General features: G+C 62.9%; 22 protein-coding genes. 15 read left to right on the top strand and 7 right to left on the bottom strand.

Features of this window, described 5'->3' with window-relative positions; genetic code table 11:
• Positions 1 to 87: 87 nt before the first annotated feature.
• The 3 genes from NMAG_RS21765 (at position 88) to NMAG_RS17185 (ending at position 1,692) form a co-directional block, all read left to right on the top strand.
• On the top strand, positions 88 to 243 hold the full coding sequence (locus tag NMAG_RS21765) for a rubrerythrin-like domain-containing protein (RefSeq protein ID WP_004267706.1): 156 nt from the start codon (positions 88 to 90) through the stop codon (positions 241 to 243).
• Between the two features lie 92 nt (positions 244 to 335).
• On the top strand, positions 336 to 1,238 hold the full coding sequence (locus NMAG_RS17190) for an NRDE family protein (RefSeq protein WP_004267707.1): 903 nt from the start codon (positions 336 to 338) through the stop codon (positions 1,236 to 1,238).
• Between the two features lie 103 nt (positions 1,239 to 1,341).
• Positions 1,342 to 1,692, top strand: coding sequence for a helix-turn-helix transcriptional regulator (locus tag NMAG_RS17185; RefSeq protein WP_004267708.1), 351 nt, complete (start codon positions 1,342 to 1,344; stop codon positions 1,690 to 1,692).
• A 57-nt stretch (positions 1,693 to 1,749) separates the two neighbouring features.
• Here the strand turns inward: NMAG_RS17185 and NMAG_RS17180 are convergent, their stop codons facing one another.
• From NMAG_RS17180 to gatC, 3 genes are all read right to left on the bottom strand, one after another.
• Entirely contained in the window at positions 1,750 to 2,100 is a 351-nt protein-coding gene (locus NMAG_RS17180; RefSeq protein ID WP_004267709.1) for a hypothetical protein, read from the bottom strand.
• A gap of 169 nt (positions 2,101 to 2,269) precedes the next feature.
• Positions 2,270 to 3,568, bottom strand: a complete 1,299-nt coding sequence (gene gatA, locus NMAG_RS17175; protein WP_004267710.1) for an Asp-tRNA(Asn)/Glu-tRNA(Gln) amidotransferase subunit GatA — start codon at positions 3,566 to 3,568, stop codon at positions 2,270 to 2,272.
• A gap of 12 nt (positions 3,569 to 3,580) precedes the next feature.
• Positions 3,581 to 3,859, bottom strand: a complete 279-nt coding sequence (gene gatC, locus NMAG_RS17170) for an Asp-tRNA(Asn)/Glu-tRNA(Gln) amidotransferase subunit GatC (protein ID WP_004267711.1) — start codon at positions 3,857 to 3,859, stop codon at positions 3,581 to 3,583.
• A 314-nt stretch (positions 3,860 to 4,173) separates the two neighbouring features.
• Between gatC and NMAG_RS17165 the strand changes: the two genes are divergently transcribed.
• The 9 genes from NMAG_RS17165 to NMAG_RS17130 all read left to right on the top strand — a co-directional run bounded on the left by NMAG_RS17165 (position 4,174) and on the right by NMAG_RS17130 (position 12,711).
• Entirely contained in the window at positions 4,174 to 5,223 is a 1,050-nt protein-coding gene (locus tag NMAG_RS17165) for a transcription initiation factor IIB (RefSeq protein WP_004267712.1), read from the top strand.
• A gap of 135 nt (positions 5,224 to 5,358) precedes the next feature.
• On the top strand, positions 5,359 to 5,514 hold the full coding sequence (locus NMAG_RS22230; RefSeq protein ID WP_004267713.1) for a hypothetical protein: 156 nt from the start codon (positions 5,359 to 5,361) through the stop codon (positions 5,512 to 5,514).
• Between the two features lie 72 nt (positions 5,515 to 5,586).
• The gene (locus tag NMAG_RS17160) at positions 5,587 to 6,513 is read left to right on the top strand and encodes an alpha/beta fold hydrolase (RefSeq protein ID WP_012996848.1); all 927 of its coding nucleotides are present in this window, start codon (positions 5,587 to 5,589) and stop codon (positions 6,511 to 6,513) included.
• A gap of 130 nt (positions 6,514 to 6,643) precedes the next feature.
• Positions 6,644 to 7,318 (top strand): helix-turn-helix domain-containing protein, encoded by a 675-nt coding sequence (locus NMAG_RS17155; RefSeq protein WP_004267715.1) that lies wholly within the window; start codon positions 6,644 to 6,646, stop codon positions 7,316 to 7,318.
• A gap of 192 nt (positions 7,319 to 7,510) precedes the next feature.
• Positions 7,511 to 9,169 (top strand): 4Fe-4S ferredoxin N-terminal domain-containing protein, encoded by a 1,659-nt coding sequence (locus NMAG_RS17150; RefSeq protein ID WP_004267716.1) that lies wholly within the window; start codon positions 7,511 to 7,513, stop codon positions 9,167 to 9,169.
• Positions 9,166 to 10,575, top strand: a complete 1,410-nt coding sequence (nrfD, locus tag NMAG_RS17145) for an NrfD/PsrC family molybdoenzyme membrane anchor subunit (protein ID WP_004267717.1) — start codon at positions 9,166 to 9,168, stop codon at positions 10,573 to 10,575. Before NMAG_RS17150 ends, nrfD begins: the two co-directional genes overlap by 4 nt.
• Positions 10,572 to 10,880, top strand: coding sequence for a hypothetical protein (locus NMAG_RS17140; protein ID WP_004267718.1), 309 nt, complete (start codon positions 10,572 to 10,574; stop codon positions 10,878 to 10,880). The genes nrfD and NMAG_RS17140 overlap by 4 nt, the downstream gene beginning before the upstream one ends.
• A gap of 323 nt (positions 10,881 to 11,203) precedes the next feature.
• Positions 11,204 to 12,295 carry an Mrp/NBP35 family ATP-binding protein gene (locus tag NMAG_RS17135; RefSeq protein WP_004267719.1) on the top strand — a complete coding sequence of 364 codons (1,092 nt, stop codon included), beginning with the start codon at positions 11,204 to 11,206 and terminating at the stop codon, positions 12,293 to 12,295.
• Between the two features lie 77 nt (positions 12,296 to 12,372).
• Positions 12,373 to 12,711, top strand: coding sequence for a cupin domain-containing protein (locus NMAG_RS17130; protein ID WP_004267720.1), 339 nt, complete (start codon positions 12,373 to 12,375; stop codon positions 12,709 to 12,711).
• A 2-nt stretch (positions 12,712 to 12,713) separates the two neighbouring features.
• Here the strand turns inward: NMAG_RS17130 and NMAG_RS17125 are convergent, their stop codons facing one another.
• Together NMAG_RS17125 and NMAG_RS17120 are read right to left on the bottom strand one after the other, a co-directional pair.
• A complete protein-coding gene (locus tag NMAG_RS17125; RefSeq protein WP_004267721.1) occupies positions 12,714 to 13,883 on the bottom strand; it encodes an asparagine synthase C-terminal domain-containing protein in 1,170 nt (389 codons plus the stop codon).
• Positions 13,880 to 14,566, bottom strand: coding sequence for a PHP domain-containing protein (locus NMAG_RS17120; RefSeq protein ID WP_004267722.1), 687 nt, complete (start codon positions 14,564 to 14,566; stop codon positions 13,880 to 13,882). Before NMAG_RS17120 ends, NMAG_RS17125 begins: the two co-directional genes overlap by 4 nt.
• A 135-nt stretch (positions 14,567 to 14,701) precedes the next feature.
• On the opposite strand from NMAG_RS17120, the gene purL reads away from it, so the two are divergent.
• Both purL and NMAG_RS17110 read left to right on the top strand, forming a co-directional pair.
• Positions 14,702 to 16,918: a phosphoribosylformylglycinamidine synthase subunit PurL gene (gene purL / locus NMAG_RS17115; protein ID WP_004267723.1), complete on the top strand. Its 2,217-nt coding sequence runs from the start codon at positions 14,702 to 14,704 to the stop codon at positions 16,916 to 16,918.
• A gap of 153 nt (positions 16,919 to 17,071) precedes the next feature.
• A complete protein-coding gene (locus NMAG_RS17110; RefSeq protein ID WP_004267724.1) occupies positions 17,072 to 17,821 on the top strand; it encodes a response regulator in 750 nt (249 codons plus the stop codon).
• 58 nt (positions 17,822 to 17,879) lie between these two features.
• Here the strand turns inward: NMAG_RS17110 and NMAG_RS17105 are convergent, their stop codons facing one another.
• Together NMAG_RS17105 and NMAG_RS17100 are read right to left on the bottom strand one after the other, a co-directional pair.
• Positions 17,880 to 19,928 carry a PAS domain-containing protein gene (locus tag NMAG_RS17105; RefSeq protein WP_191219364.1) on the bottom strand — a complete coding sequence of 683 codons (2,049 nt, stop codon included), beginning with the start codon at positions 19,926 to 19,928 and terminating at the stop codon, positions 17,880 to 17,882.
• A gap of 357 nt (positions 19,929 to 20,285) precedes the next feature.
• The gene (locus NMAG_RS17100) at positions 20,286 to 21,272 is read right to left on the bottom strand and encodes an ornithine cyclodeaminase family protein (protein ID WP_004267726.1); all 987 of its coding nucleotides are present in this window, start codon (positions 21,270 to 21,272) and stop codon (positions 20,286 to 20,288) included.
• A gap of 132 nt (positions 21,273 to 21,404) precedes the next feature.
• On the opposite strand from NMAG_RS17100, the gene NMAG_RS17095 reads away from it, so the two are divergent.
• Positions 21,405 to 22,589, top strand: coding sequence for an NAD(P)/FAD-dependent oxidoreductase (locus tag NMAG_RS17095; protein WP_004267727.1), 1,185 nt, complete (start codon positions 21,405 to 21,407; stop codon positions 22,587 to 22,589).
• Positions 22,590 to 22,621 lie beyond the last annotated feature (32 nt).

The raw sequence follows: 22,621 nt of genomic DNA, 5'->3' as shown, positions 1-22,621 counted from the left end.
CAAACCGGTGGCGGGGGCCGCCGTTGTGAGATGGCAGAGTAGATAGCTCGCAGTCAATATTTATGCCCTGAGCTCAAATGCCACTGTATGCCACACGGGCAAGATGTCGAAGACGACACCTCGGAAATAACGTCGGAATACGAGTGTCTGCAGTGCGGCCGAATAGTCGAAGCTGAGACGAATCCAGGAGAGTGTGAAGAGTGCGGCGGCGACTTCCAGAACCGGGCGAAATCGGTCGAGTAGCGGGTTCACGCGACTGTGTTGTCTGTCCATCCGCGACTACGAGCGCCAGCGACGGACAGCCACTTAAGTCGATTAGACCCCTATCATGGGCCGTGTGTACACTGACGCTCGCCTGGCAGATCTTCGACGACGCACCCGTCGTCGTCGCCGCGAACAGGGACGAAGCCGCTGACCGCGATTCACATCCTCCCGCCATCTACAGCGAGCACCCACTCGTCGCCGCCCCGCAGGACACCGAAGCGGGCGGCACCTGGATCGGCTTCAACGAGCACGGCCTCTTCGCCGGCATTACGAACAAGTGGACCGACGCCGACCTCGCCGGTGACCGTTCGCGGGGGTTGCTCGTTGCGGACGTACTCGAGTCCCCTTCGGTTGCCGAGGCTGCCGCGGTCATCGAGGACGCGACGGCTGCTGACGAGTACGATGGCTTCTCGCTCGTGGTTGCGGACGCGGACGACGCGGTCTGCTACCAGTGGGATGGCAAGCTCTCGGTGACGGAGTTCGACCCTGGCGTTCACGTCGTGGTCAACGTCGCGGTCGACGACGACGTGGATTTGCCGTCGTTCCGGACCGACGTTGCGAGCGCACAGGCCGAGAACGCGCGAGCGGTTCGCGCCGAACTCGCGGCCGAGACGGACGAATCCGCTCCCGACTGGCTCGCACGCGCTGGCGACGTTCTCGGTGACCACGAGTTCGGTGTCTGCGTCCACGGCGACGGCTACGGCACGCGGTCGTCCTCGCTACTTGCGCTCGGTGCGGATGCTGACGAGATGGACGGACTTGCCGGCACGACCTACTGGTTCGCGCCCGGTCAACCCTGCGAGACGGCGTTTCAGCCGGTTACGCTCGCATCTCAGTTCGACGCCGACTCGGACTCCAACTCCGGGTCTGCGTCCGAGTTTACGTTCACCCCCAAGTCAGACTCCGACGGGCCGACCGAATCCGCGACCGGTGCCGAGTTCACGTTCGAAGAATGGACTCGTCGAAACGAATGACACTGGCGTCGAAGGGCACATTTAAGCGGCTCCCTGCCTCTCATACGCACATGGACGCACACCTGGCTGTCGCGACGAGTATGAGCACGGAGAGGTGGTCGCCGTGAGCGTCTCCGCGGCCGAATCGGAGCTCACGGAGGACGAACGAGCCGGTCTCGAACTCGTTCGTGAGACCGGCGGCATCCATCAGAGCGATTTCTGGAAGGAACTCGACGTCTCCTCGCGCAAGGGGAGTCGGATCGTCGAGTCGCTCGTCGAGTACGACCTCGTCAACCGCGAGGATACGGTGTACAACGGACACAACACCTACTACATCACGCCGACTGCACGCGATCTGGACTTTACGCTGCTGATGGCTGGCGACATGCTCTCGCCGTTCATCGGTGAGGAGGAGGTCGATCCGAACAGTGACGCCTTCTCGCAGTGGATTATGAACCTCGCCTACGAGGAGTAGCGAGCGGGAAACAGCAACCGAACCGCAGACGAACACAGCAAGCAGCTGCCCGATTTCTCACTCGTTCGAACGTCCAGAGAGCCGTGACAGTAGCCAGCGCCCGAGCGGCGTCGTCCGCTGCTCAGACGACTGCGTCACGCTCTGTTCGACGAACACCCAGGCGAGCGTCGCCACAAACCCGGTAAACGCCACGGTGACCGAGACGGTCTCGCCGGCCAGCAACTGTCCGGCCATCGCCACTCCGAGCGTTCCGAGCAGTACCCAGCCGGCGACGACGATCGCCGGCCCGTAGCGCTCGGCAACCGAACCCAGTGAGAACGCCCGCTCTAACAGCCCGATTGCACTCACGACGATCATCGTCCCCGCAAAGCACGCGACGACGACCTGCGTCGAACCAACACCAATCATAGCACGTCCGTCAGCAGCTGTGAGCTTAAGTATACAGACCAATGATCGGTTCAACGACTGGTTTCAGGGCAGGAATAGGATGTGAGACAGATTTTGTCGTCGTCGCTACCGATCCATCGGGGGGCCGAGACACAAACTAAGTAGACTACACCCGGGTTGGAATTGGACGTTACTCGAGTGCACTTGCCGCACGAATCAGCCGTTCCTCGCCGAAGGCGGGGCCAACCAGCTGGAGGCCGACGGGGAGGCCGTCGGCGTCGCTCTCGCCGGCCGGGACCGAGATTGCGGGCAGATCTGCAAGGTTCACGGGGACGGTGTTGGCGTCCGCGAGGTACATCTGGAGCGGGTCTTCGAGACTCTCACCCTGCTCGAACGGCGTGACTGGCATCGTCGGCGAGGCGAGCACGTCGGCTTCCGAGAGTGCCTCGTCGAAGTCCTGCTTGACCCAGGCGCGGGCGTCCTGAGCTTTCTTGTAGTACTTGTCGTGGTAGCCTGCAGAGAGTGCGTAGGTGCCGAGGAGAATGCGGCGCTTGACCTCGTCGCCGAAGCCGTCCTTGCGGACCTGGGAGAAGGTTTCGTTCCAGTTGCCCCCGGAATCGCCATCGCCTTCGCCCTCGGTCTCGGGACCGTAGCGGACGCCGTCGAACCGGGCGAGATTCGAGGAGGCTTCGGACATCGCGATCACGTAGTAGGCCTCGACGGCGTGCTCGACGGACGGCAGGGAGACCTCGTGGTACTCCGCGCCCTGGTCTTCGAGGTCGGCGATGGCGTCCCAGAAGGTGTCGACGACGTCCTCGTCGGCTCCCTCGAGGAGTTCGGTTGGGACACCGATCGTGAGGCCGTCGACGTCGCCGGTTGCGGCGTCGGTGTAGTTCGTGTTGTCTCCTTCGTCCCGAGTGGTTGCATCGCGTTCGTCGCTGCCGGCGATGACATCGAGCAACGCGGCCGCATCCTCGACGGTCTCGCCGAACGGGCCGATCTGTTCGAGGCTGTTGCCGTAGGCGACCAGTCCGTAGCGCGAGACGAGGCCGTAGGTTGGCTTGATGCCGACGACGCCACAGAAGGCGGCCGGACAGCGGATCGAGCCGCCCGTGTCCGAGCCGAGCGCGAGGTCAGCCTTGCCGGCGGCGACGGCAGCGGCCGAGCCACCGGAGGAGCCACCTGGGACGTGGCCCGGTGCAGCGGGGTTGTCCGTTGGGCCGAACGCCGAGGTTTCGGTGGTCGAACCCATACCGAACTCGTCCATGTTGGCCTTGCCGACGATCGTTGCGCCCGCCGCTTTGAGCCGCGAGATCACCGTCGCGTCGTAGGGCGGCACGTAGTCTTCGAGCATCGCCGACCCGCAGGTCGTTGCGACGCCCTTCGTCGAGATGTTGTCCTTGACGGCGACCGTGCGGCCCGCGAGCGGCCCATCCGCATCGCTGTCGCCCTCGATTCGCTCGTCCGAAATGAATATGTTGTCAGCCATGTGGAATCAGACTCAGGAGACGTTTGGCCCCTTGAAGTAGCCGTCCTCGGTTTCCGGCGCGTTGCGAAGTGCTTCCTCCCGGTCCAGCGAGCCGCGTTCCTCGTCGGGACGCATCACGTTCGTGAGTTCGGCCTCGCGCTCGACCTCCGGCACTTCGTCTAAGGTTTCGAAGTACTCGAGTATGTCCGCGAACTGGCCGGTGAACGCGTCGACCTCCTCGTCGTCGAGGTCGACGCGGGCCAACTCCGCAACGTGGCGGACTGCCTCGGGATTGACGGCGTCGTCGCTCATACGTGTTCGAATCGCCCTGTTGGGAGTAAGCGTTTCGATACGACGACAGCCGGCAGATGTGTGGTGGTGGCTCAGCGCGTGGGACAAACCGACTGAGACGGTCTGTTGTCGTTCTACTGGCAACTGCTGACTCGTCGAAGCGATTACTGGTGAAACGCGCCACCGATCCGTACGAAACGGCGAGCTGAAGCAGTGGTTACTTTCGTAGGCACGCGTTCAAATATTCGTACGATCACAGTGTTTAAGTCAGGACAGCGCGTTATACTGTGACTGACAGGGCGTTTTCAGCGACGGTTCGATCGGTATCACCACCAATGACTGACTCCAGTATTCGAACGCACAGTGACGAGCGACGCACGACTGAGCGGGCGGAGTCCAGCGAGCGGACGGACGAGCACGGACGAGCACGATCACGAGAGCGAGAGCGAGAACGAGAACGAGAACAAGAACAAGAGCAAACACAGGAACACGAACAGTGCCCAGAGTGTGACGGCCGCCTCATGTCCGACACAGAACACGCCGAAACCGTCTGTGCGGACTGCGGCCTCGTCGTCCAGGAAGGCGAAATCGACCGCGGCCCCGAGTGGCGCGCGTTCGACGCCGCCGAAAAGGACGAAAAGAGCCGCGTCGGTGCCCCGACGACCAACATGATGCACGACCAGGGGCTCTCGACCAACATCGGCTGGCAGGACAAAGACGCCTACGGCCGGTCGCTCTCGAGTCGCCAGCGCCAGAAGATGCAACGGCTTCGAACCTGGAACGAGCGCTTCCGCACTCGTGACTCAAAGGAACGAAACCTGAAGCAGGCACTCGGCGAAATCGACCGCATGGCAAGCGCGCTCGGCCTCCCGGACAACGTCCGCGAGACCGCGAGCGTCATCTACCGACGGGCACTCGAGGAGGACCTGCTCCCAGGTCGGTCCATCGAGGGTGTTTCGACCGCCTCGCTGTACGCGTCGGCTCGACAGGCCGGCACGCCGCGCAGTCTCGACGAAATCGCGGGCGTCAGCCGCGTCGAGAAAGACGAAATCGCGCGCACGTATCGGTACGTGATCCGTGAGCTCGGCCTCGAAGTGCAGCCGGCGGACCCGGTGAGCTACGTCCCGCGCTTTGCCAGCGATCTCGACCTCTCCGACGAGACCGAACGCCGCGCGCGACAGCTCCTCGAGACGGCCAAGGAATCGGGCATCCACAGCGGCAAGTCGCCGGTCGGGCTCGCAGCGGCGGCGGTGTATGCCGGCGCACTCCTCACGAACGAGAAGGTGACCCAGAACGACGTCAGCGAGGTCGCGAGCATCTCCGAAGTGACGATCCGCAACCGGTATCACGAACTGCTCGAGGCTGAGGGCGGTGCGCCGGCGTAGTACACGAGACCGGCAACTGCGTTCCGTTCAATACGGGATTTACTGCAGGCCGTCGCTGTGGCCGGACGATTCACGGATCCGAGAACGCGGACTAATGAGTGCATACTCAAGCCTGTTTGTCCAGTCGGGCCAGGTATGACTGCTGTGCCCGAGCGCGAGAACGCACTCGAGTGCGATAACTGCCAGACGTCGACTATCGCGTACACGCTGACGACCCACGACGCCGGCACCGACGGGGAGAAGATCGATCTGCACTTCTGCTCGAGTGAGTGTTTGCGCGTCTGGACGTAGTGTCTCACGTGCTGCGTTGACTGCAAGTCCACACGGGTCGCATTTACACCCGTTCGTCTGGAAGGCCCACCAATGACAGCCGCTGAGATGACGCCCGGTCCCGGCGCATCGGCGCTCCCAGCTATCGCGGTGGACTCGAGTACTCGCGAGCTTTCGAATGTTCGTCTCCACGTGGTTACCGGCGGCGACGAGTCAGGGCCACTGGTCGTCTTGCTTCACGGGTTTCCCGAGTTCTGGTACGGTTGGCGACACCAACTCGAGCCGCTGATCGAGGCCGGCTACCGCGTCGTCGTGCCGGATCAGCGCGGCTACAACCGCAGTGAGAAGCCGGATGGCGTCGGTTCGTACCGACTGCGATACCTGACGCGGGATATCGTCGACCTGATCGATGCGGAGGGCCGAGAACGCGCACATATCGTCGGTCACGATTGGGGCGGCATCGTCGCGTGGGATCTCGCCACCCGCTATCCCGACGTGGTCGACCGGCTGGCGGTTATCAACGCGCCGCATCCAACGGTGTTTCAGCGTGTTCTTCGCTCGAATCTCGAGCAAGTGGTGCGAAGCTGGTATGCGTACACGTTCCAGCTCCCCTGGCTTCCCGAACGGCTGCTTGGTGCGGGCGACTACACCCGACTCGAGCGGGCGATGACCGGAACCGCACCGTCAGGTACCTTTTCGCCGGCAGCGCTCTCGCTGTACCGTCGCGCCTGGGACCAGCAGGGTGCACTCACGGGGATGCTCAACTGGTATCGAGCGAGTGGCCGGTACCCACCAGTTCGACTCCAGTCGGGGTCGACCGCCGACGAGCCCCTACTGGAGACGCCAACGCTTCTCATCTGGGGCGATGGTGATTTTGCGCTCGTCAGCGAACTCGCGCGCAAAAGTGCCGCACGGTGTGAAAACCGGCGTTTTGTGCAGGTTTCGGGGGCGAGCCATTGGGTCCAACACGAGAAGTCAGCGGTGGTCACCGAGGAGTTACTGACACACTTCCCGCGGTGACCGCGCCCATTCGAAACCTGTGTTGGCACTATGGGGCACTCTCGAACAGCCGTCTCGGTCATTCCCACGCGGTAGGAATGGGATTGAGTCTATTGTGTGTCCGGTCCGAACTGTCGAGTGAACGATTGCCATGGCGCAGGCGACCCTCACAATCACGCTGCCCGACCACGTCTGGATTCAACAGGTATCGACGTCGAACCCGGACGCAACGTTCCGGGTGCTCGCTGCGGTTCCCGGTGCAGACACCGGCTTCGCGCTGGTCCAGATCACCGGGTCGAACGTCGAGCAGGTCCTCGAGACGATGGAAGACCATCCCCAGCTGACGGAGGTGACCCTCACACAGCGAACCGACGGCGAGGCGACGGTGCACTTCGAGACGACGAAGCCGTTGCTGTTGTTCTCCTCGCGAGACGCCGGCATGCCGATCGAGCTTCCGGTCATGATCCAGGACGGAACCGCGACGGTCGAGGTGACCGGCTCGCGGGAGCGGCTGGGCGAACTTGCAGCGCAGTTCGAACGGCTTGGGCTGCAGTATCGCATCGAAACCGTCACGGAACAGTTACACGAGAGCCAACTGCTCTCGGATCGCCAGTACGAGGTCCTCGTTGCTGCAGTCGAACAGGGCTACTACGATACGCCGCGCCGAAGCTCTCTGACCGAACTCGCAGAGCATCTGGGTATTGCCAAATCGACGTGTAGCGAGACGCTTCACCGGGCTGAGGAAGCGATTATCAAGCGGTTCGTCGACCGCGTTCCCGATGCTGATTCCGAGACAGCACTCGAGGAGCAACTCGCTCGTAGCTAATGTTTACTCGCCCTCTGTTATAGGGGCGAACTTGTTCGCACCCATTCCCACCGTGTGGAAATCGACTGCGTCTTTCTTCGACCTCTAGTTGTGAGTGCGGTCTAGAGGAACCGCAAATGAACGTATTCAAGTGGGTGCCGTTGCGTACTCACGTTGTGACTGGATCCGCATGTCAAGAGGTGTTCTAACTCGATGAGTACGGAAGATGAATCGTTCCATCCGCTCGGTCAAGAGTGGGAGAATGAACTCGAGACGATGCTCGACGATACCGAGTACGACAGCGACCTCGGTATGCAGATGGCCGAAGACGCCATGCGCGTCACGAAGGGCGAACTCTCCGAAGCCGACTTCCACGAGAAGTATCACGACGACGTGATGGAGGAGTTCGGCGTCGACGACCGTCCAACCGAGGAGGCCTACGAAGAGGCCAAGAAGAACGCTGGCGGCTTCGCCGAGATGCTGAAAAATGTCGACAGCGACGGCGAAGAGAGTCGCCGCGGCATGATGAAGAAGATGGGTGCCGGTGCCGCCTTCGTCGGTCTCGGTGCCTTCGGTGCCTCGGAAGGTGGCAGCGAGAGCGAGCCGAACGTCGCTGCCGCCGCCCAGGAAGGCGACAACACTGAGCAGGATGTTCAGTGGGGCATGGCGATCGACCTCGAACGCTGTGACGGCTGTCTCTCCTGTGTCGAGGCCTGTGCAGAAGAAAACAACCTGGACCGCGGTGTCAACTGGATGTACGTCCTCGACTACGAGGACAACGGCGTCGACACGAGTCGCAACCGACTCGTTCGACCGTGCCAACACTGTACCGACGCACCGTGTGAGAAGGTCTGTCCGACGACCGCGCGTCACACCCGTGACAACGACGGCCTCGTCCTGACCGACTACGACGTCTGTATCGGCTGCCGATACTGTCAGGTTGCCTGTCCGTACGGTGTCAACTACTTCCAGTGGGACGAACCGGACATCACCACGGAAGACATCGAGGAACAGGCCCAGGAAATGATGGGCGACCACGATCACGACGACGACATGCCACACGACCACATGACCGACCAGCGCGGTCGTTGGGTCGACAGTCGTGCACCGCGTGGCGTCATGAGCAAGTGTACGATGTGTCCGACTCGCCAGGACGGTGCCATGGGCGAGGACAGAGTGGCGACGACCGCCTGCGAGGAATCCTGTCCGCCGGACGCGATTCAGTTCGGAAACATGTTCGACGATAGCAGCGACCCACAGGCCTACGCCGACAATCCGGCCCGTGGTCGCGCACTTGCCGACATCAACACGAGCGTTCCATCGCCGGCCGCACTCGAGGACGACCTCGACGGTGCGGACGACGACCTGGAGTCCGTTCTGGAAGCGTCCGAAGACCTCGATCAGGAGACGCTCCAGATCATGAAGGCGATCGAAATCGTCACTGACGACTTCGGTGAGGGCGACGCCAGCCACACTGAATACGAGCAGAACATCGTCGAAGCCTTCGATGCACTCGAAGCACACGGCCTCGACCTCGACAGCGAGGAGGTCCTCGTTGGGCTCGACCTCGCCGACGAACCGGACGAGGACGAGGAGTTCGACGGTCCAGACGAGAGCGCGGCACAGACCGTCCTCGTGAACGATGCCGGAGAACCGGACTCGAACTTCCAACTGCTCGAGAACATGGGTACTAACCCGAACATCATCTACCTCGGCAACGAGCCAGGTCCGCAGGCAGAGCAGATCGACGGACCAGTTGCCTACGAGGATGTCGACTTCGAGCGTGCAGACGGCTCCGAAGTCAGCCTCGTTGACAACCGCAAGGAGGTCCTCGACGAGATGACGGCCGGTGACGCTGGGGTGTCCCTATGAGCACCAAGACGCCATCCGAGGAAGACATCCTGCGGCCGATGCACACGTTCACGAAGAAGTACGTGATCCTGTTCGTCATCTCGGCACTGGCCCTCGGCGCGTTCCTCGTCGGGTGGCTGTACCAGCTCGATCAGGGGATGGCCGTTACCGGACTCTCCGACTGGGGGACCGGCGGCGGTGTCACCTGGGGACTGTACATCGGCGCGTTCATCTGGTGGGTCGGGATCGCACACGGCGGCATCATCCTCTCCGCTGCGGTCCGACTGCTCGGCATGGATCGATACATGCCGGTTGCCCGCCTCGCAGAAATGCTGACGCTCGCCGGCCTCTCTGCGGCAGGATTCTACATTATAGTGCACATGGGCCGCCCGGACCGCATGGTCACGAGTGTCATCGGTCACTACCATATTACGGTCAACAACTCGCCACTGGTGTGGGACGTGACTGTCATTACGGCCTACTTCGTCCTGACGGCGACGTACCTCGGACTCACGCTCCGGTACGACATCGTGCGACTGCGTGATCAGCTGCCGTCGTTCGCGCCCAATGTGGGCGGAAAACAGCTTCCAGACCTTCTCGCACCAGTCTACAACGTGCTGACCCTCGGCTACACCAAGGCCGAAGACAAGGTCATCGACCGGATGGTCTGGTGGGTCGCACTCGCGATCATCATCATGGCACCGCTCCTGCTTCACGGCGGTGTCATTCCGTGGCTGTTCGCCGTCCTTCCGAACTACCCAAGCTGGTTCGGTGGCATTCAGGGACCACAGTTCCTGACGATCGCACTCACGTCGGCTATCAGTGGCGTGATCCTGCTGTCCTACGCCTTCCGTCGCGCGTACGACTGGGACCACATCATCACTGACGACATCTTCCGCGGGCTACTCCTGTGGCTCGGGTTCTTCTGCCTGCTGTTCCTCTGGCTGCAGCTCCAGCAGCTCGCCACGGGCAGCTTCCACCCGACGACGGACCACGCAGACGCAACTGCGTCGAAGCTCTCGCACCCGATGTACGTCGTCCCGATGCTGATGGTGCTCGGCGTGCTGGTGTACATCTTCGCACAGACGATCCGCCCGGCGCTGTTCAGTAAGGGCCGCGCGATCGCCGCTGGCCTGCTCGTGCTGACCGCGACGCTGGTCGAGAAGACGTACTTCGTCCTCTCTGGCTTCTGGTACCCATCGTTCAGCATCTACGACGGCTCACCGGGAGAATACTTCCCCAGCGTGATCGAACTGCTGTCGATCGCCGGAACGATCGGTATGGTGACGCTGTTCTTCCTCGTGCTGTCGAAGGTCGTCCCCGTGGTCGAGCTCCACGCGGTCGAACACCTTCGTGGGGACCACGGTCACGATCACGAACACGAACCGGTAGAGGAAAGTGCAGAGCAACCGGAGGTTGAAGCATGATTCCAGCGCTCACCACTGCGCTCTCGTTCATCCTCTACCACGGCTACGAGGGGACCGAGGGTGTGACGGGCTTCCCGAACATCGGGACCTACCTCATCTTCGGGGTCATCCTCGTCCCCGTCTACGTGATGGTCGCCGCCTGGTTCATCGGTCAACCCCGCGATACCAAAACTGGCCTGCTCGGCGTCTCCTACCTCGTCGGGATCACGGCCCAGATGTGGATCGGGATGTTCATCCTGACCATCATCATCGGCGTCGTCTTCTACGGCGGCCTGCCGGAACCATTCGCGGGACCTGGTCCGTAAGGACCACTCGAGTGCCGGTCCGGTTCACACAACTCACGACCGGCATCTGAGACACACCATTTCTTGACGACACCACAGCTGACAGCGAGACCGCTGTCTTTGTGGGTCACTGCGGTTCCACCCGTTCCAGCGGGAGCGGGGTTCGACGATCAGTTTGCTGCTAGTTACAGTCAAGCGGCACGTCATATACGCGACGTCCACAGGGACACTTGCTGTACTATATGCACCGTCCACAGGGGCACTTGCTGCACGCACCTTTTACAGGCGAACCATCACACGTATCCCGCTTCGCAACCGTACTATAGGTAACACACAGACTCAGTATGAGCATTACAGAACACGAACTCAAGATCAAGCTCGAGGGGATCGAGGACCCAGACATCGGCGAGGACATCATCTCGCTCGGACTCGTCAACGACGTCACCATCGAAGACGAAACCGCTCGCATCTCGCTCGCGTTTAACACGCCGTACGCACCCTCCGAGATGGAGCTTGGCAACCGCATTCGAGAGGTCTGTGACGAAGCCGGACTCGAGGCCGACCTGCGCGCGCACGCTGGCGCGGAACACGGCTTCGACGACGAGGTCCTGCCCCGCGTTCGTAACGTCATCGCCGTTGCCTCCGGGAAGGGCGGTGTCGGGAAGACGACGGTCGCCGCGAACCTCGCAGCCGGACTCGAGAAGCGTGGCGCGATGGTCGGGTTGCTCGACGCCGACATTCACGGGCCGAACATCCCGAAGATTCTGCCGGTCGAGAGCGAACCCGGCGTGACGCCGAGCGAAGACATCGTTCCGCCCCGGTCTGACGGCGTCCGCGTCATCAGTATGGGCTTCATGATGGAAGAGGAAGACGACCCGGCGATTCTCCGCGGTCCGATGGTCAACAAGTTCATGCTGAAATTCCTGGAGGGCGTCGAGTGGGGCCGTCTGGACTACCTCATCGTCGACCTGCCGCCGGGCACCGGTGACGCGACGCTGAACCTGCTGCAGTCGATGCCCGTCACGGGCTCCGTCGTCGTCACGACACCACAGGAGATGGCACTCGAGGACACCCGTAAGGGCATCCAGATGTTCAACAAGCACGACACGCCGGTGCTGGGCGTCGTCGAGAACATGAGCTCGTTCGTCTGTCCAAGCTGTGACGACCAGCACGGCCTGTTCGGCACCGACGGCGCGGAGTCCATCGTCGACAAGTACGACGTGCCGATGATCGGCCAGATTCCGATCCACCCTGACTTCGGTGCAGAGGGAAGCGAGGGCGCACTCGTCAAGGACGACGACAGCCCGGTACAGGAGGCCGTCGAAGAGGTCGTCGCCAACATCGCAGACCGAATCGGCGAGACGAACCGCCGAACTGTCGACGCGAACACGTCCGACGACCCAGCCGACAAGTTGCCGACGGAACTCGAGGACTGACGTACTGGCGCTGCCGGCAGGGCCAGGCCGTCGTCTTGTTTTATTTGCTCACAGTACGAATCAGCTACCAGATAGCTATGGCTACGGAATCACTCGATCGCTACGACGACGCACTGGCAGCGCTCGATCCAGGCGAAGGGGAACTCGAGTCCACCGAACTCGTCGTCACCGACGACGTGCTGGTGAAGGCGTTCGCGCTCGGCCCCGGCGCAGAACTCGAGGCACACGAACACGGCGACAGCACGAACTTCTTCCACGTTCTCGAGGGGACGGTGACGGTGATTCAGGACGGCGAGCACGAACAGATCGACGCGCCGGGAACTGTGCTCCACGAGCGGGGTGTCGCCCACGGAGCGAAAAACGAGACCGACGAGACGGTGGTCTTTACGGCGAGTCTGTGTCCGTTGCCGTCCTGAGGTTAGTTCTCGAGTAGCGATTCCACGTACTTCGTCACGTGGTCGTCCATCCGGCGCTTGTAGCCCGCCTGGCGGGCCAGCCGGTCGAGTTCGCGCGCGACGAGACTGCCGTACTGCACGGCCTTTTTGTCCCGCATCGCGACTGTCTCCGGCAGGTGCTCGGCCGCGACTTGCCGGAAGCCGCGTTTTCGCGTCTCCTCGTCGGCGAGCAGGTCGTCGGGTAGCCGAAGCGCCGCACTAACAACGTCATCGTGTAACAGCGGCGCGACCGGCTCGAGGCCGGCAGCTTCGATGGCGCGTACGTCCCGTGGGAGCTGCTCGGGAAGGCTTCGAATCTGCTCGCGGACGGCTCCACGGGTCGTCTCGGCCTCGACGCGGTGGTCGAGTCGGACTACCTTCTCGTAGCCGCCGAACAGTTCGTCCGCACCCTGTCCAACCGCGAGCGCGTCGAACCCGTCGGCGGCGACGCGTTCGCCGACCAGGTACAGCGGCAGCGCGATCTGAATATCCATCGCGTTCGTGCGCCCGGTCGCGCGCGCGATTTCGGGAACGGCGCGCTCGAGGTCGGCCGGCTCGAGTTCGACCACGGTTAGTTCGCGGCCCATCGCTGCGGCGGCACTGCGGGCTGCCTCGACGTCGTGGCTGTCCGGGAAGCCGACGACGTACAGCGGCGCGTCGAGGAGTTCGGCGACGAGCGCGGAGTCGACGCCACCCGAGAAGGCAACCGCGATCTCTGCGTCAGTTGCAGCGGCCTCGGTCGTCGCCGTCTCGATGGCGGACTCGAGTACAGCCCGCGCTGTGTCGGAGTCCTCGATCGGGTCGGGCTCGGGGAGTGTCCACCGCTGTTGCGGTGCGCTGTCGTCAGGGGTGGCGACGGCACCAGCGGGAAACGGGAGTGGTGCGTCGAGTTCTTCGGGGGTGTACGCCCACGCGTCGGCCGGTGTTGGGTTCGGGGTCGGAGGCTGATCGCGTTCGACGAACAGTGGCACGCGGCCCAGAACGTCGCGAACGAGGTGATCCTGGCCGTCAATTTCGACGACACCAGCGAAGCCGGGCGTGCCGGGCAGTGGCTCGCGGGACTCGAGTGCGGCCCGGACTGTGTCGAGGTCGGTTCCGCGGAGTGGGGGTGGTGATACGGGGGCGGCTGAGGACACAGACTCGTCTCGTGTCATTGAAAGATCCCCATGACACCGTTTCGAACCCGCCGCGAGACGCCGCCGGCGGCCTGGCGGAAGCTGATGTGCCAGGGTGTTCGTTTGCCTTCGACGGTAGTTCGACCCTCCCGGATCGCCTGCAGGATGGCGTCGGCGGAGCGTTCGTCGGCGTCGACGCGGGTGACGGCCTGCCCGACCATCTCGCTGATGTGGGCGTCGCTGCCCGCGGTCATCGGGAGGTTTCGAGCTTCAGCGTACCGTTCAGCCTGACGGTTGGCGCGGCCGGTCAGCAGCCGGGAGTTGTAGACCTCGATGGCGTCACCCATCGCGAGTTCCTCGCGTGAAATACGAGCCATGACACCGTGGCGTGATTCCTGGAAAGGGTGGGGGATCACGGCGAGACCGCCCTGGTCGCGGATCTCCTGGAGCGTCGTTTCGTAGGAGAGTCCGGGCGGGACGGCTTCCTCGAGTCCAAAGCCGAGGATGTGGCCGGCTTTGCTCGAGATTTCCATGGCGGGGATGCCGATCAGTCCGTAGTCGGGCGCGCGCTCGGCGGCCTCGAGACTCGCGTCGATCTCGTCGTGGTCCGTCACGGCGATGGCGTCGAGTCCGACGGCGTCGGCCTGTTCTAAGATGAGTTCGACCGGGTCACGGCCGTCGTATGAGAGCGCCGAGTGAGCGTGGAGTTCGACCGACAGCACGCCTCTCTATTCACGGCGATTGATCAAAAGCGCCTCGGTCCAGGACCCGTCTTGAGTGTGACTTCTCGCTGGACGTGTATACACGAACGTGGTTATAGAAACCCCTTTACACCCTCACTTTCATCACCTAGATGAATGAGCCTTGCCGATTCGGATCACGAACTCGTCGTCGAGGAACTGGGTCGAGAGCCGACCCCGGCGGAGGCGGCGCTGTTCGAGAACCTCTGGAGCGAACACTGCGCGTACCGCTCCTCGAGACCGTTGCTGTCGGCGTTCGAGAGCGAAGGCGAACAGGTCGTCATCGGGCCAGGCGACGACGCGGCAGTCGTCGCGTTGCCCGAGAGCGAAGACGAGGGGACGGACGTGGACGCAGACACGAACGCGGACACGAACGGAGACGACTCACAGACGTACATCACGATGGGGATCGAGAGCCACAACCACCCCTCCTACGTCGACCCGTTCGACGGCGCTGCAACCGGCGTCGGCGGCATCGTCCGGGACACCCTCTCGATGGGTGCCTACCCCATCGCACTCGCGGACTCGCTGTACTTCGGCGAGTTCGACCGCGAACACTCGAAGTACCTGTTCGAGGGCGTCGTGGAAGGAATTAGCCACTACGGCAACTGTATCGGCGTTCCGACGGTCGCAGGCAGCGTCGACTTCCACCCCGATTACGAGGGCAACCCGCTGGTGAACGTCGCCTGTGTCGGCCTGACGAACGAGGAGCGACTCGTCACTGCCGAAGCCCAGGAGCCCGGCAACAAACTCGTCCTCGTCGGGAACGCGACCGGTCGTGACGGTCTCGGCGGCGCGAGCTTCGCCAGCGAGGACCTGGCCGAGGACGCCGAAACTGAAGACCGACCCGCCGTCCAGGTCGGCGACCCCTACGCCGAGAAGTTGCTCATCGAGGCCAACGAGCAACTTGTCGACGAAGGCCTGATCGAGTCCGCCCGCGACCTCGGGGCCGCTGGACTGGGTGGTGCCTCTAGCGAACTCGTCGCCAAGGGCGGCCTCGGCGCAGCGATCGAACTGGAACGCGTCCACCAGCGTGAGCCGAATATGTCGGCACTCGAGATTCTGCTCGCGGAATCCCAGGAGCGGATGTGCTACGAGGTCGACCCCGAGAACGTCGACCGCGTCGCAGAAATCGCAGCCCGCTTCGATCTGGGCTGCTCGGTCATCGGCGAAGTCACCGAGGAAAACTACACCTGCACCTTCGAGGGCGAGACCGTCGTCGACGTCGACGCGTACTTCCTGGGTGAGGGCGCGCCGATGAACGACCTGCCCAGCGAGGAACCTGCGGAACCCGACACGGATCTGCCGGACGCCGACCTTTCTGCGGCCTTCGATGCGGTCGTCTCCAGCCCGAACACCGCGTCCAAACGCTGGGTCTACCGCCAGTACGACCACGAAGTCGGCGTGCGGACGAGTGTTGGGCCGGGCGACGACGCAGCTATTATCGCCGTTCGAGAGGCCAACACCGGACTCGCCATCTCCTCCGGCGCGGCCCCGAACTGGACGACCACCGCACCGTACGACGGTGCGCGCGCGATCGCACTCGAGAACGCGACGAACATCGCGGCCAAGGGCGCGACACCCCTCGCGGCAGTCGACTGCCTCAACGGTGGCAACCCGGAGAAGCCGGACGTCTACGGCGGCTTCACGGGAATCGTCGACGGCCTCGCGGATATGTGCGAGACGCTCTCGACACCCGTCGTCGGCGGCAACGTCTCGCTGTACAACGACTCCGTTGCCGGCCCGATCCCGCCGACGCCGACGCTCGCGATGGTCGGTACGAAGACAGGCTACGAGGCGCCACCGCTCGAGGTCCAACCCACAGCGGAGGGTGACAGTGAACTCCTCCTCGTCGGCGACCTCGCACTCGAGTCGGACGAGTTCGCACTCGGTGGGTCGGAGTATCTCGCACAGTTTGACGGCAGCGATCAGTTCCCCGCACTCCCGTCGGACGAGCAAGCGGCTGACCTGGTCGGCACGCTCGCGTCTGTCGCGGACGACGAGACGACGCTCGCAGTACACGACGTGAGCCACGGTGGCCTCGTGGTTGCGCTCGCGGAAATGGTCTCCGACGACGCGGGTCTCGATGTCTCGGTTCCCGACGTGAGCGATCTTGCGGGTGCGCTGTTCCACGAACAGCCCGGACGTGCACTGATCCAGACCGACTCGCCCGAGGCCGTCCGCGACGCGTTCGACGACGTTGCGCCGGTCGTCTCCCTCGGTTCGACCACTGACGACGGCACGCTCTCGCTGACCGTCGGGGACGAGACGATCACGACCGATGCAACCGAGATTCGCGACCTGCGCGCGACGATCGAGGACGAACTCGCGTAAGGCGACACGCAGCGTCGTGTGTCGCTGCGATCGGACCGTGTCGCCGATTCCTGTCCTGACTCGAATCTGCTCCCGGTATGTTGATATATTCTCAGTTCAACTGCCATGACGAACCCTGTCGTTCCCTGACGACACATTGGAGGATTTCGCTTCATGGCTACCGACACCCCGACCATTCTGATCGTTGAGGATGAACCCGATCTTGCAAATCTCTACACCGTCTGGCTCGGCGACGAGTACGACACGAAGACGGCCTCGAACGGCTCCGAGGCACTCGAGTTGATCGACGAGTCGGTCGATGTCGTGTTGCTCGATCGGCGGATGCCCGAACTCTCGGGTGATGCCGTGCTGGAGACGATCGGCGAGCGCGAGGTGGACTGTCGTGTTGCGATGGTGACTGCGGTCGAGCCGGATTTCGATATTGTCGACATGGGATTCGACGATTATCTCGTCAAGCCGGTGTCGAAGGACGAGTTGTTGCAGGCAGTCGAGCGACTCGAGGTTCGGACAACGTACGACGAGGAGCTTCGTGAGTTCTGTACGCTCGCAGAGAAGAAGGCGTTACTCGATACCGAGAAAGCGACCGCAGAACTCGTCGAGAGCGAGGAGTATGCGAGGCTCGAGGATCGACTGGCGGGGTCACGGGTGCAGCTGTCGGACGTGGTTGCGGATGCGATCGAAGCGAACGAACTCGAGGCGGACGATGATGGGGCGCTGTCTCGGGAGTTGAACGCAGCGACTGGGGGAGATGTTGGTGATGGAACGACGACTGAGGGCGGTGTTGATGATGGAACGACGACTGAGGGCAATGTTGGTGACGAAGTGATGACTGAGGATAGTGGTGACGACGGATCGGTGACCGATGATCGGTCGAGCGAAGCTGCGGAGCCGACCGACACCTAGTCTGCTCTTTCCGCTGTTTCTGGTACTGTCGACGCTGCGGGTCAAAACGAGAAGCCAACTACAGTGGTTCGAGTGTCGTTACGTCCTGAATCTCGATGCGAGTGCCGTTCTCGGCAGAGTCGATCGAGAGCGTCCAATCGTGTGCGTTCGCAATCGCGCGGACGAGCGCGAGGCCCAGTCCATCGACTGTTTCGGACTCCGTGGGGTCTGATTCGGTGTCGAAGATCCGATCTGCCGGATCGGTCGGTGCCAACGCGGCGGTGTCGACCAGTGCAAACCCACGCGATCGGTCGGTCGATTCGGTTCCGATAACCGCCTGTTGCTGGTCGTGTGTCGACTGTTCGTCCGGCGAAACGCCGAGCAAGTCGATTTGGACGACGGTCTCGTTGGAGGCGGCTGTCTCCTGTTCGTCGATGCGATCAGCAATATCGTCGAACGCGGTTTCGAGAAGCCGAGTGAAGCGTTCGGCGTCCGCACGAAGCACGGCCGGCTGTTCGAGTTTCACTGCGTCTGCGTCGAGTCGCGATGTCGCTGCTGCCGTGTTGACTGCCTGCTCGAGAAGGATCCGGTTTCGCGGGCCGACGGCGGTCGCGTTCCGGGCGAATTCTCGCACGTCGTCGACGAGTCGCTCCGTCCGGTCGAGCATGGTTGTGACGGAGTCTTCGGCGAGTGGAAACTCCCAGACATCGTCGTTGTTGCCGCTGTTGGTGTTGGTGTTGGTGTCGGTGTCGGTGTCGGGTTTGGTGTCGATATTGATGCTAGTGGTAGCCTCTCCCTCAGTACTGCTCCCAACCCCTGTCTGTGCACGTTCGTCCTCGAGTGCGTCGGCGACAGCATCGAGCTGTCGTTTGAGATCTGTCGAGAGCACGTCCGCGATTCCTTCGAGGCGTTCGGTCTGGCGCTCGAGGTCGCTCGTGCGCTCGCGCAGGAGTTGCTCGCGGTCGGCGCGGTCGAGCGCCGCCCGGGTGTTTTCGACCAGCGTCGAGAGCAGTTCGACGTCAGTTTCGTCGAATCGATCCGGCTGTAGCGAGCCGGTCATCAGGACGCCGTGAGTACCGATGGGCGCGATGACTTCTGACTGCAACGGCGTCTCGTCGTTGTACAGCCCATCGACTTCACTCAGGTCATCGAAGCGTTCGACTTCGCCAGCCTCGAAGACATCCCAGATGAGCCCCTGTGGCGGGTTGAATCGCGGGAGGCCGCCGAACTCCTCGTACGCACCAGCCGTTCCGGCGACAGGGTCGAGATACCCTTGCTCCTCGTCCAGCAGCCAGATTCCGCTGATCGGCAGATTGAGCAGGTCGCTGCCGGCGTGGACCGCAATCGAACAGATCTCCTCGGGATCGTCGGACTCGAGTAGCCAGCGCGTAATCTCGTGCAGTGAGGCAGCGATCCGTTCGTACTCGTACTGATCGGTGATGTCGCGCATGACGCCGGCGACGGTCGCGTTGTTGTCTTCGATTGGGACGAAACGGAATTCGCCCATTCGGTCCGTTCCCTGGGCATCGGTGAACGGGACCTCGACGTGGCGCGTGTCGGCGGTTCCGATGTCAACGTCAGTGATGGCGCGGCCCATCTCGACTGCGTGTTCGTCGCCGATTTCGGCCAGTTCGGGAACGATTTCGACGTGTTCGCCGATCAGTTCCGTGCGGTCGACGCCGAGGAACGACTCCATGGCCTCGTTGACCGAGACAATTTCGCGGTTGCGATTGAGCGTGATGATGGCATCGGAGATGGCCTCTACAACGGCGGCATGCTGTGCGATCACGCGCTCCTGTTCCTTGCGTTCGGTGACGTCTCGCATGTACACCGAGAGTCCGCCTTCGGAGGGGTAGGCCGTCGTTTCGAACCACGTCTCGAGTCGAGCGTGGTAGATGTCGAACGAGACGGAGACCTGTTTCTCCATTGCACGGTGAAAGCCGTCGGGGAACTGCGTTTCGACGGTCTGTGGAAACTCGTCCCACATGACACGGCCGATCAGGTCCGTACGGGAGCGCTCGAGAAGCGTCTCCGCGCGGTCGTTGAGGTACGTAAACCGAAAGTCCGTATCGAGCGCGAAGAAGGCGTCCGTAATCCGGTCGACGACCGGAACGGAGCGAAGTGTCACGTCCACTCACCTTGATTGATCAGCCGTTCCAGAGTGGCTACCGACTTCCACGACCAGCACGGCCACGACCACGACCACGACCACGACCACGACCACCACGATTCCCTTCCCAAGGAATCAACACACGTCCTACCCATTCTCAACAACTCTAGCAGTAGTTATCGAAGCCCCTATTTCAGTGTCGCGGCCGCGGACCACCGTCTGGTACGTCGTACGCCGAGTGTTCATTCGTTTGAACTCGTTGTTGCTGTCATGATTTCGAGTCCTCCCGGTTCTGTGTTTGCATCTCGATCAGTGTCGGTTCAGTGTCGGTTCAGTGTCAGTTCAGCGCCGATCAGCCGTCAGCCACCAGACAATCTACAACGGGACCGTCGTCCCAACCTCCTCCGAAGCCGCCTGTTCGAAGATCATCTCGGCGCTCGCGGCGTCGAGCACCGCCGATCCCACACTCTTCATGACGAGTCGCTCGTCGTCGTGCTGTCGGCCAGTCTCTCCTGCAAGGACGGCCCCGAACGGTTCAATTTCCCGATCCGGATGCCCACGCAGATCACCTGTTGCTGCCGCCTCGTCGGGTACGTCACCGATGATCCGATCCGCACTCTCGACCGTCTCGTCGTCCAACTCCCGCATCTCCGGTGTGTACGCCCCAACGGCGATCACGAGCGTCCCCGGCCCGAGTTCGTCACCCGGGAACACTGGCTCCGTGCTCGTCGTCCCCGTCACGACCACCGACGCGTCCGACACCGCCTCGCGCGGACTCGAGACCGGTTCCGCGGGAACGCCCAACTCCGCCTCGAGGTCGTTCGCACAGGCGACCCGCGACTCACTCGGCGAGTAGACGCGAATGGACTCGAGTGCGTCGCCCGTTGCGGCGGCAATGGCCCGGGTTTGCCAGCGGGCCTGCGTGCCGGCACCGATGACGCCGAGGTCGATGGGGCCGTCGGCGGCGAGTTCGCGTGCGGCGAGGCCGCCGATACAGCCGGTGCGGGCGCTGGTAATTCGGTTGGCGGAGAGGTAGCCAACGGGCTGACCGGTTTCGGCATCGGTTAGCGAGAGCTGTGCGGTGACCGTCGGCAGGTCCCGGTCGGCGTTGTCCTCGCAGACGGCGACGAGTTTCGTCGCGGCGTAGTTCGCGCCGTGGATGTAGGCGGGCATGCAGAGCCCTGTGCCGGTTGGCTCCTTGGGCGCGTCGGCGTCGAGACCGGTGCCGATCGGGTAGTGCGGACGGTCGGGTCGTTCAACTGCGCCAGCGTGTTGCTTTTCGAACGCTTCGGCGATGACCGGCAGGAGGTCGTCGATTTCGAGGACCGCTTCCACGTCGTCGGCAGAGAGAACACGAACCATGGTATACCGGTGCATTGTTCGGTGACTACTTCAGTGTATGTCGGACCGATGGGGTCACCCCGTCGCGCCCACACGCTCGACGAGTTCACCGGAATAGAAGCGCGTTTCACCAATGCCGTGGTATAGTTCCCCATGAAACTCGTCATCGTCGGCGGCGGCATTATCGGTACCGCGACCGCCGCGCGGCTTGGCCAGACGGACCACGACGTCACGCTCGTCGAGCGCGACGAGATCGGAACCGACACGACGGCTGCCTCTGCGGGAATGCTCATGCGCGCTGCGGTCGAGCCGACACCGTTCGACGTGGCGCTCCGGAACCGCGCCTGGGCGGCTTACCAGCGACTGTTCGAAGAGAGTGGCCTCGAGGCTGAACGGATCGGAACACTCTATCTCGCCGAAACGGCGGCGTACGCTGAACGTCTCGAGCGCTCCGCGGCGACGCTCGCCGACCACGGTGTCGATGCCACGTTCCGAACGCCCGACGAACTCGCCGAGTACGGCATTGACACGTCGAATTTCGACGACAGTCGAGATCCTGGTGCGTTCGCTGGCGGGCTACACACTACGGCGGACAGGCGATGCAATCCGGCCGCCGTCGCATCCTGGTTCGCAGACTGTGCCCGTGAGGCCGGTGTCGACGTTCGAACCGGTGTCGAAGTCACTGCTATTCGAACGCGAAACGGAACTGTTCGTGCTGTCGAGACCGACACCGGCCGGATCGACGCCGACACTGTCATCAACGCCGCCGGCCCCTGGGCACCACAGCTGAACAACACGGTCGGCGTCTCGCTTCCACTCGCCCACACCGTCGGCCCGATGGCCGAACTCGAGTGCCCCGCCGCCGCGTCCCAGCGCGCCGATTCCACCCAGTCCAACACAAACTCCAACTCCAACGCCACCCCGTTCACCATCCTCGAGTCAAAGCGCTACGTTAGACCCGGCGCTGCAAACGGCTCGAAAGCACCGCGTCGCGCCGTCGTCGGCGAGTTCAACACCGGGTACGCTGAGGGGAGTGTACTCGAGTTACACAAGCGCGATCTTTCCGATTCGTTTCGAAACGGTGCACCCGGTACCGCCAGCCTCGTGTCGGGGTTTGACGACGCGACAATCACTGAGGAGTGGGTTGGCTACCGAACAGTAACGCCGGACGGCCGGCCGATCGTCGGCGAGACGGACGTGTCTGGCTTCGTCGTCGCCTGTGGGCTGACGGGACTTGGGATCACGCTCGCGCCGGCGGTGGCCGACCTCGTTGCCGACGCGGTTGCTGGCGGGTTGGATAGCGAGCATCGAGAGCAGGTCGGTCCAGATCGGTTCTGACCGGACTCGCTGCCGGCGCGTGATGAGTGCGT

Source organism: Natrialba magadii ATCC 43099, from assembly GCF_000025625.1.
Taxonomy (GTDB): domain Archaea; phylum Halobacteriota; class Halobacteria; order Halobacteriales; family Natrialbaceae; genus Natrialba; species Natrialba magadii.
Note: the sequence above shows the minus strand (reverse complement) of the source record. Positions and strands in the feature narration are given on the sequence as shown.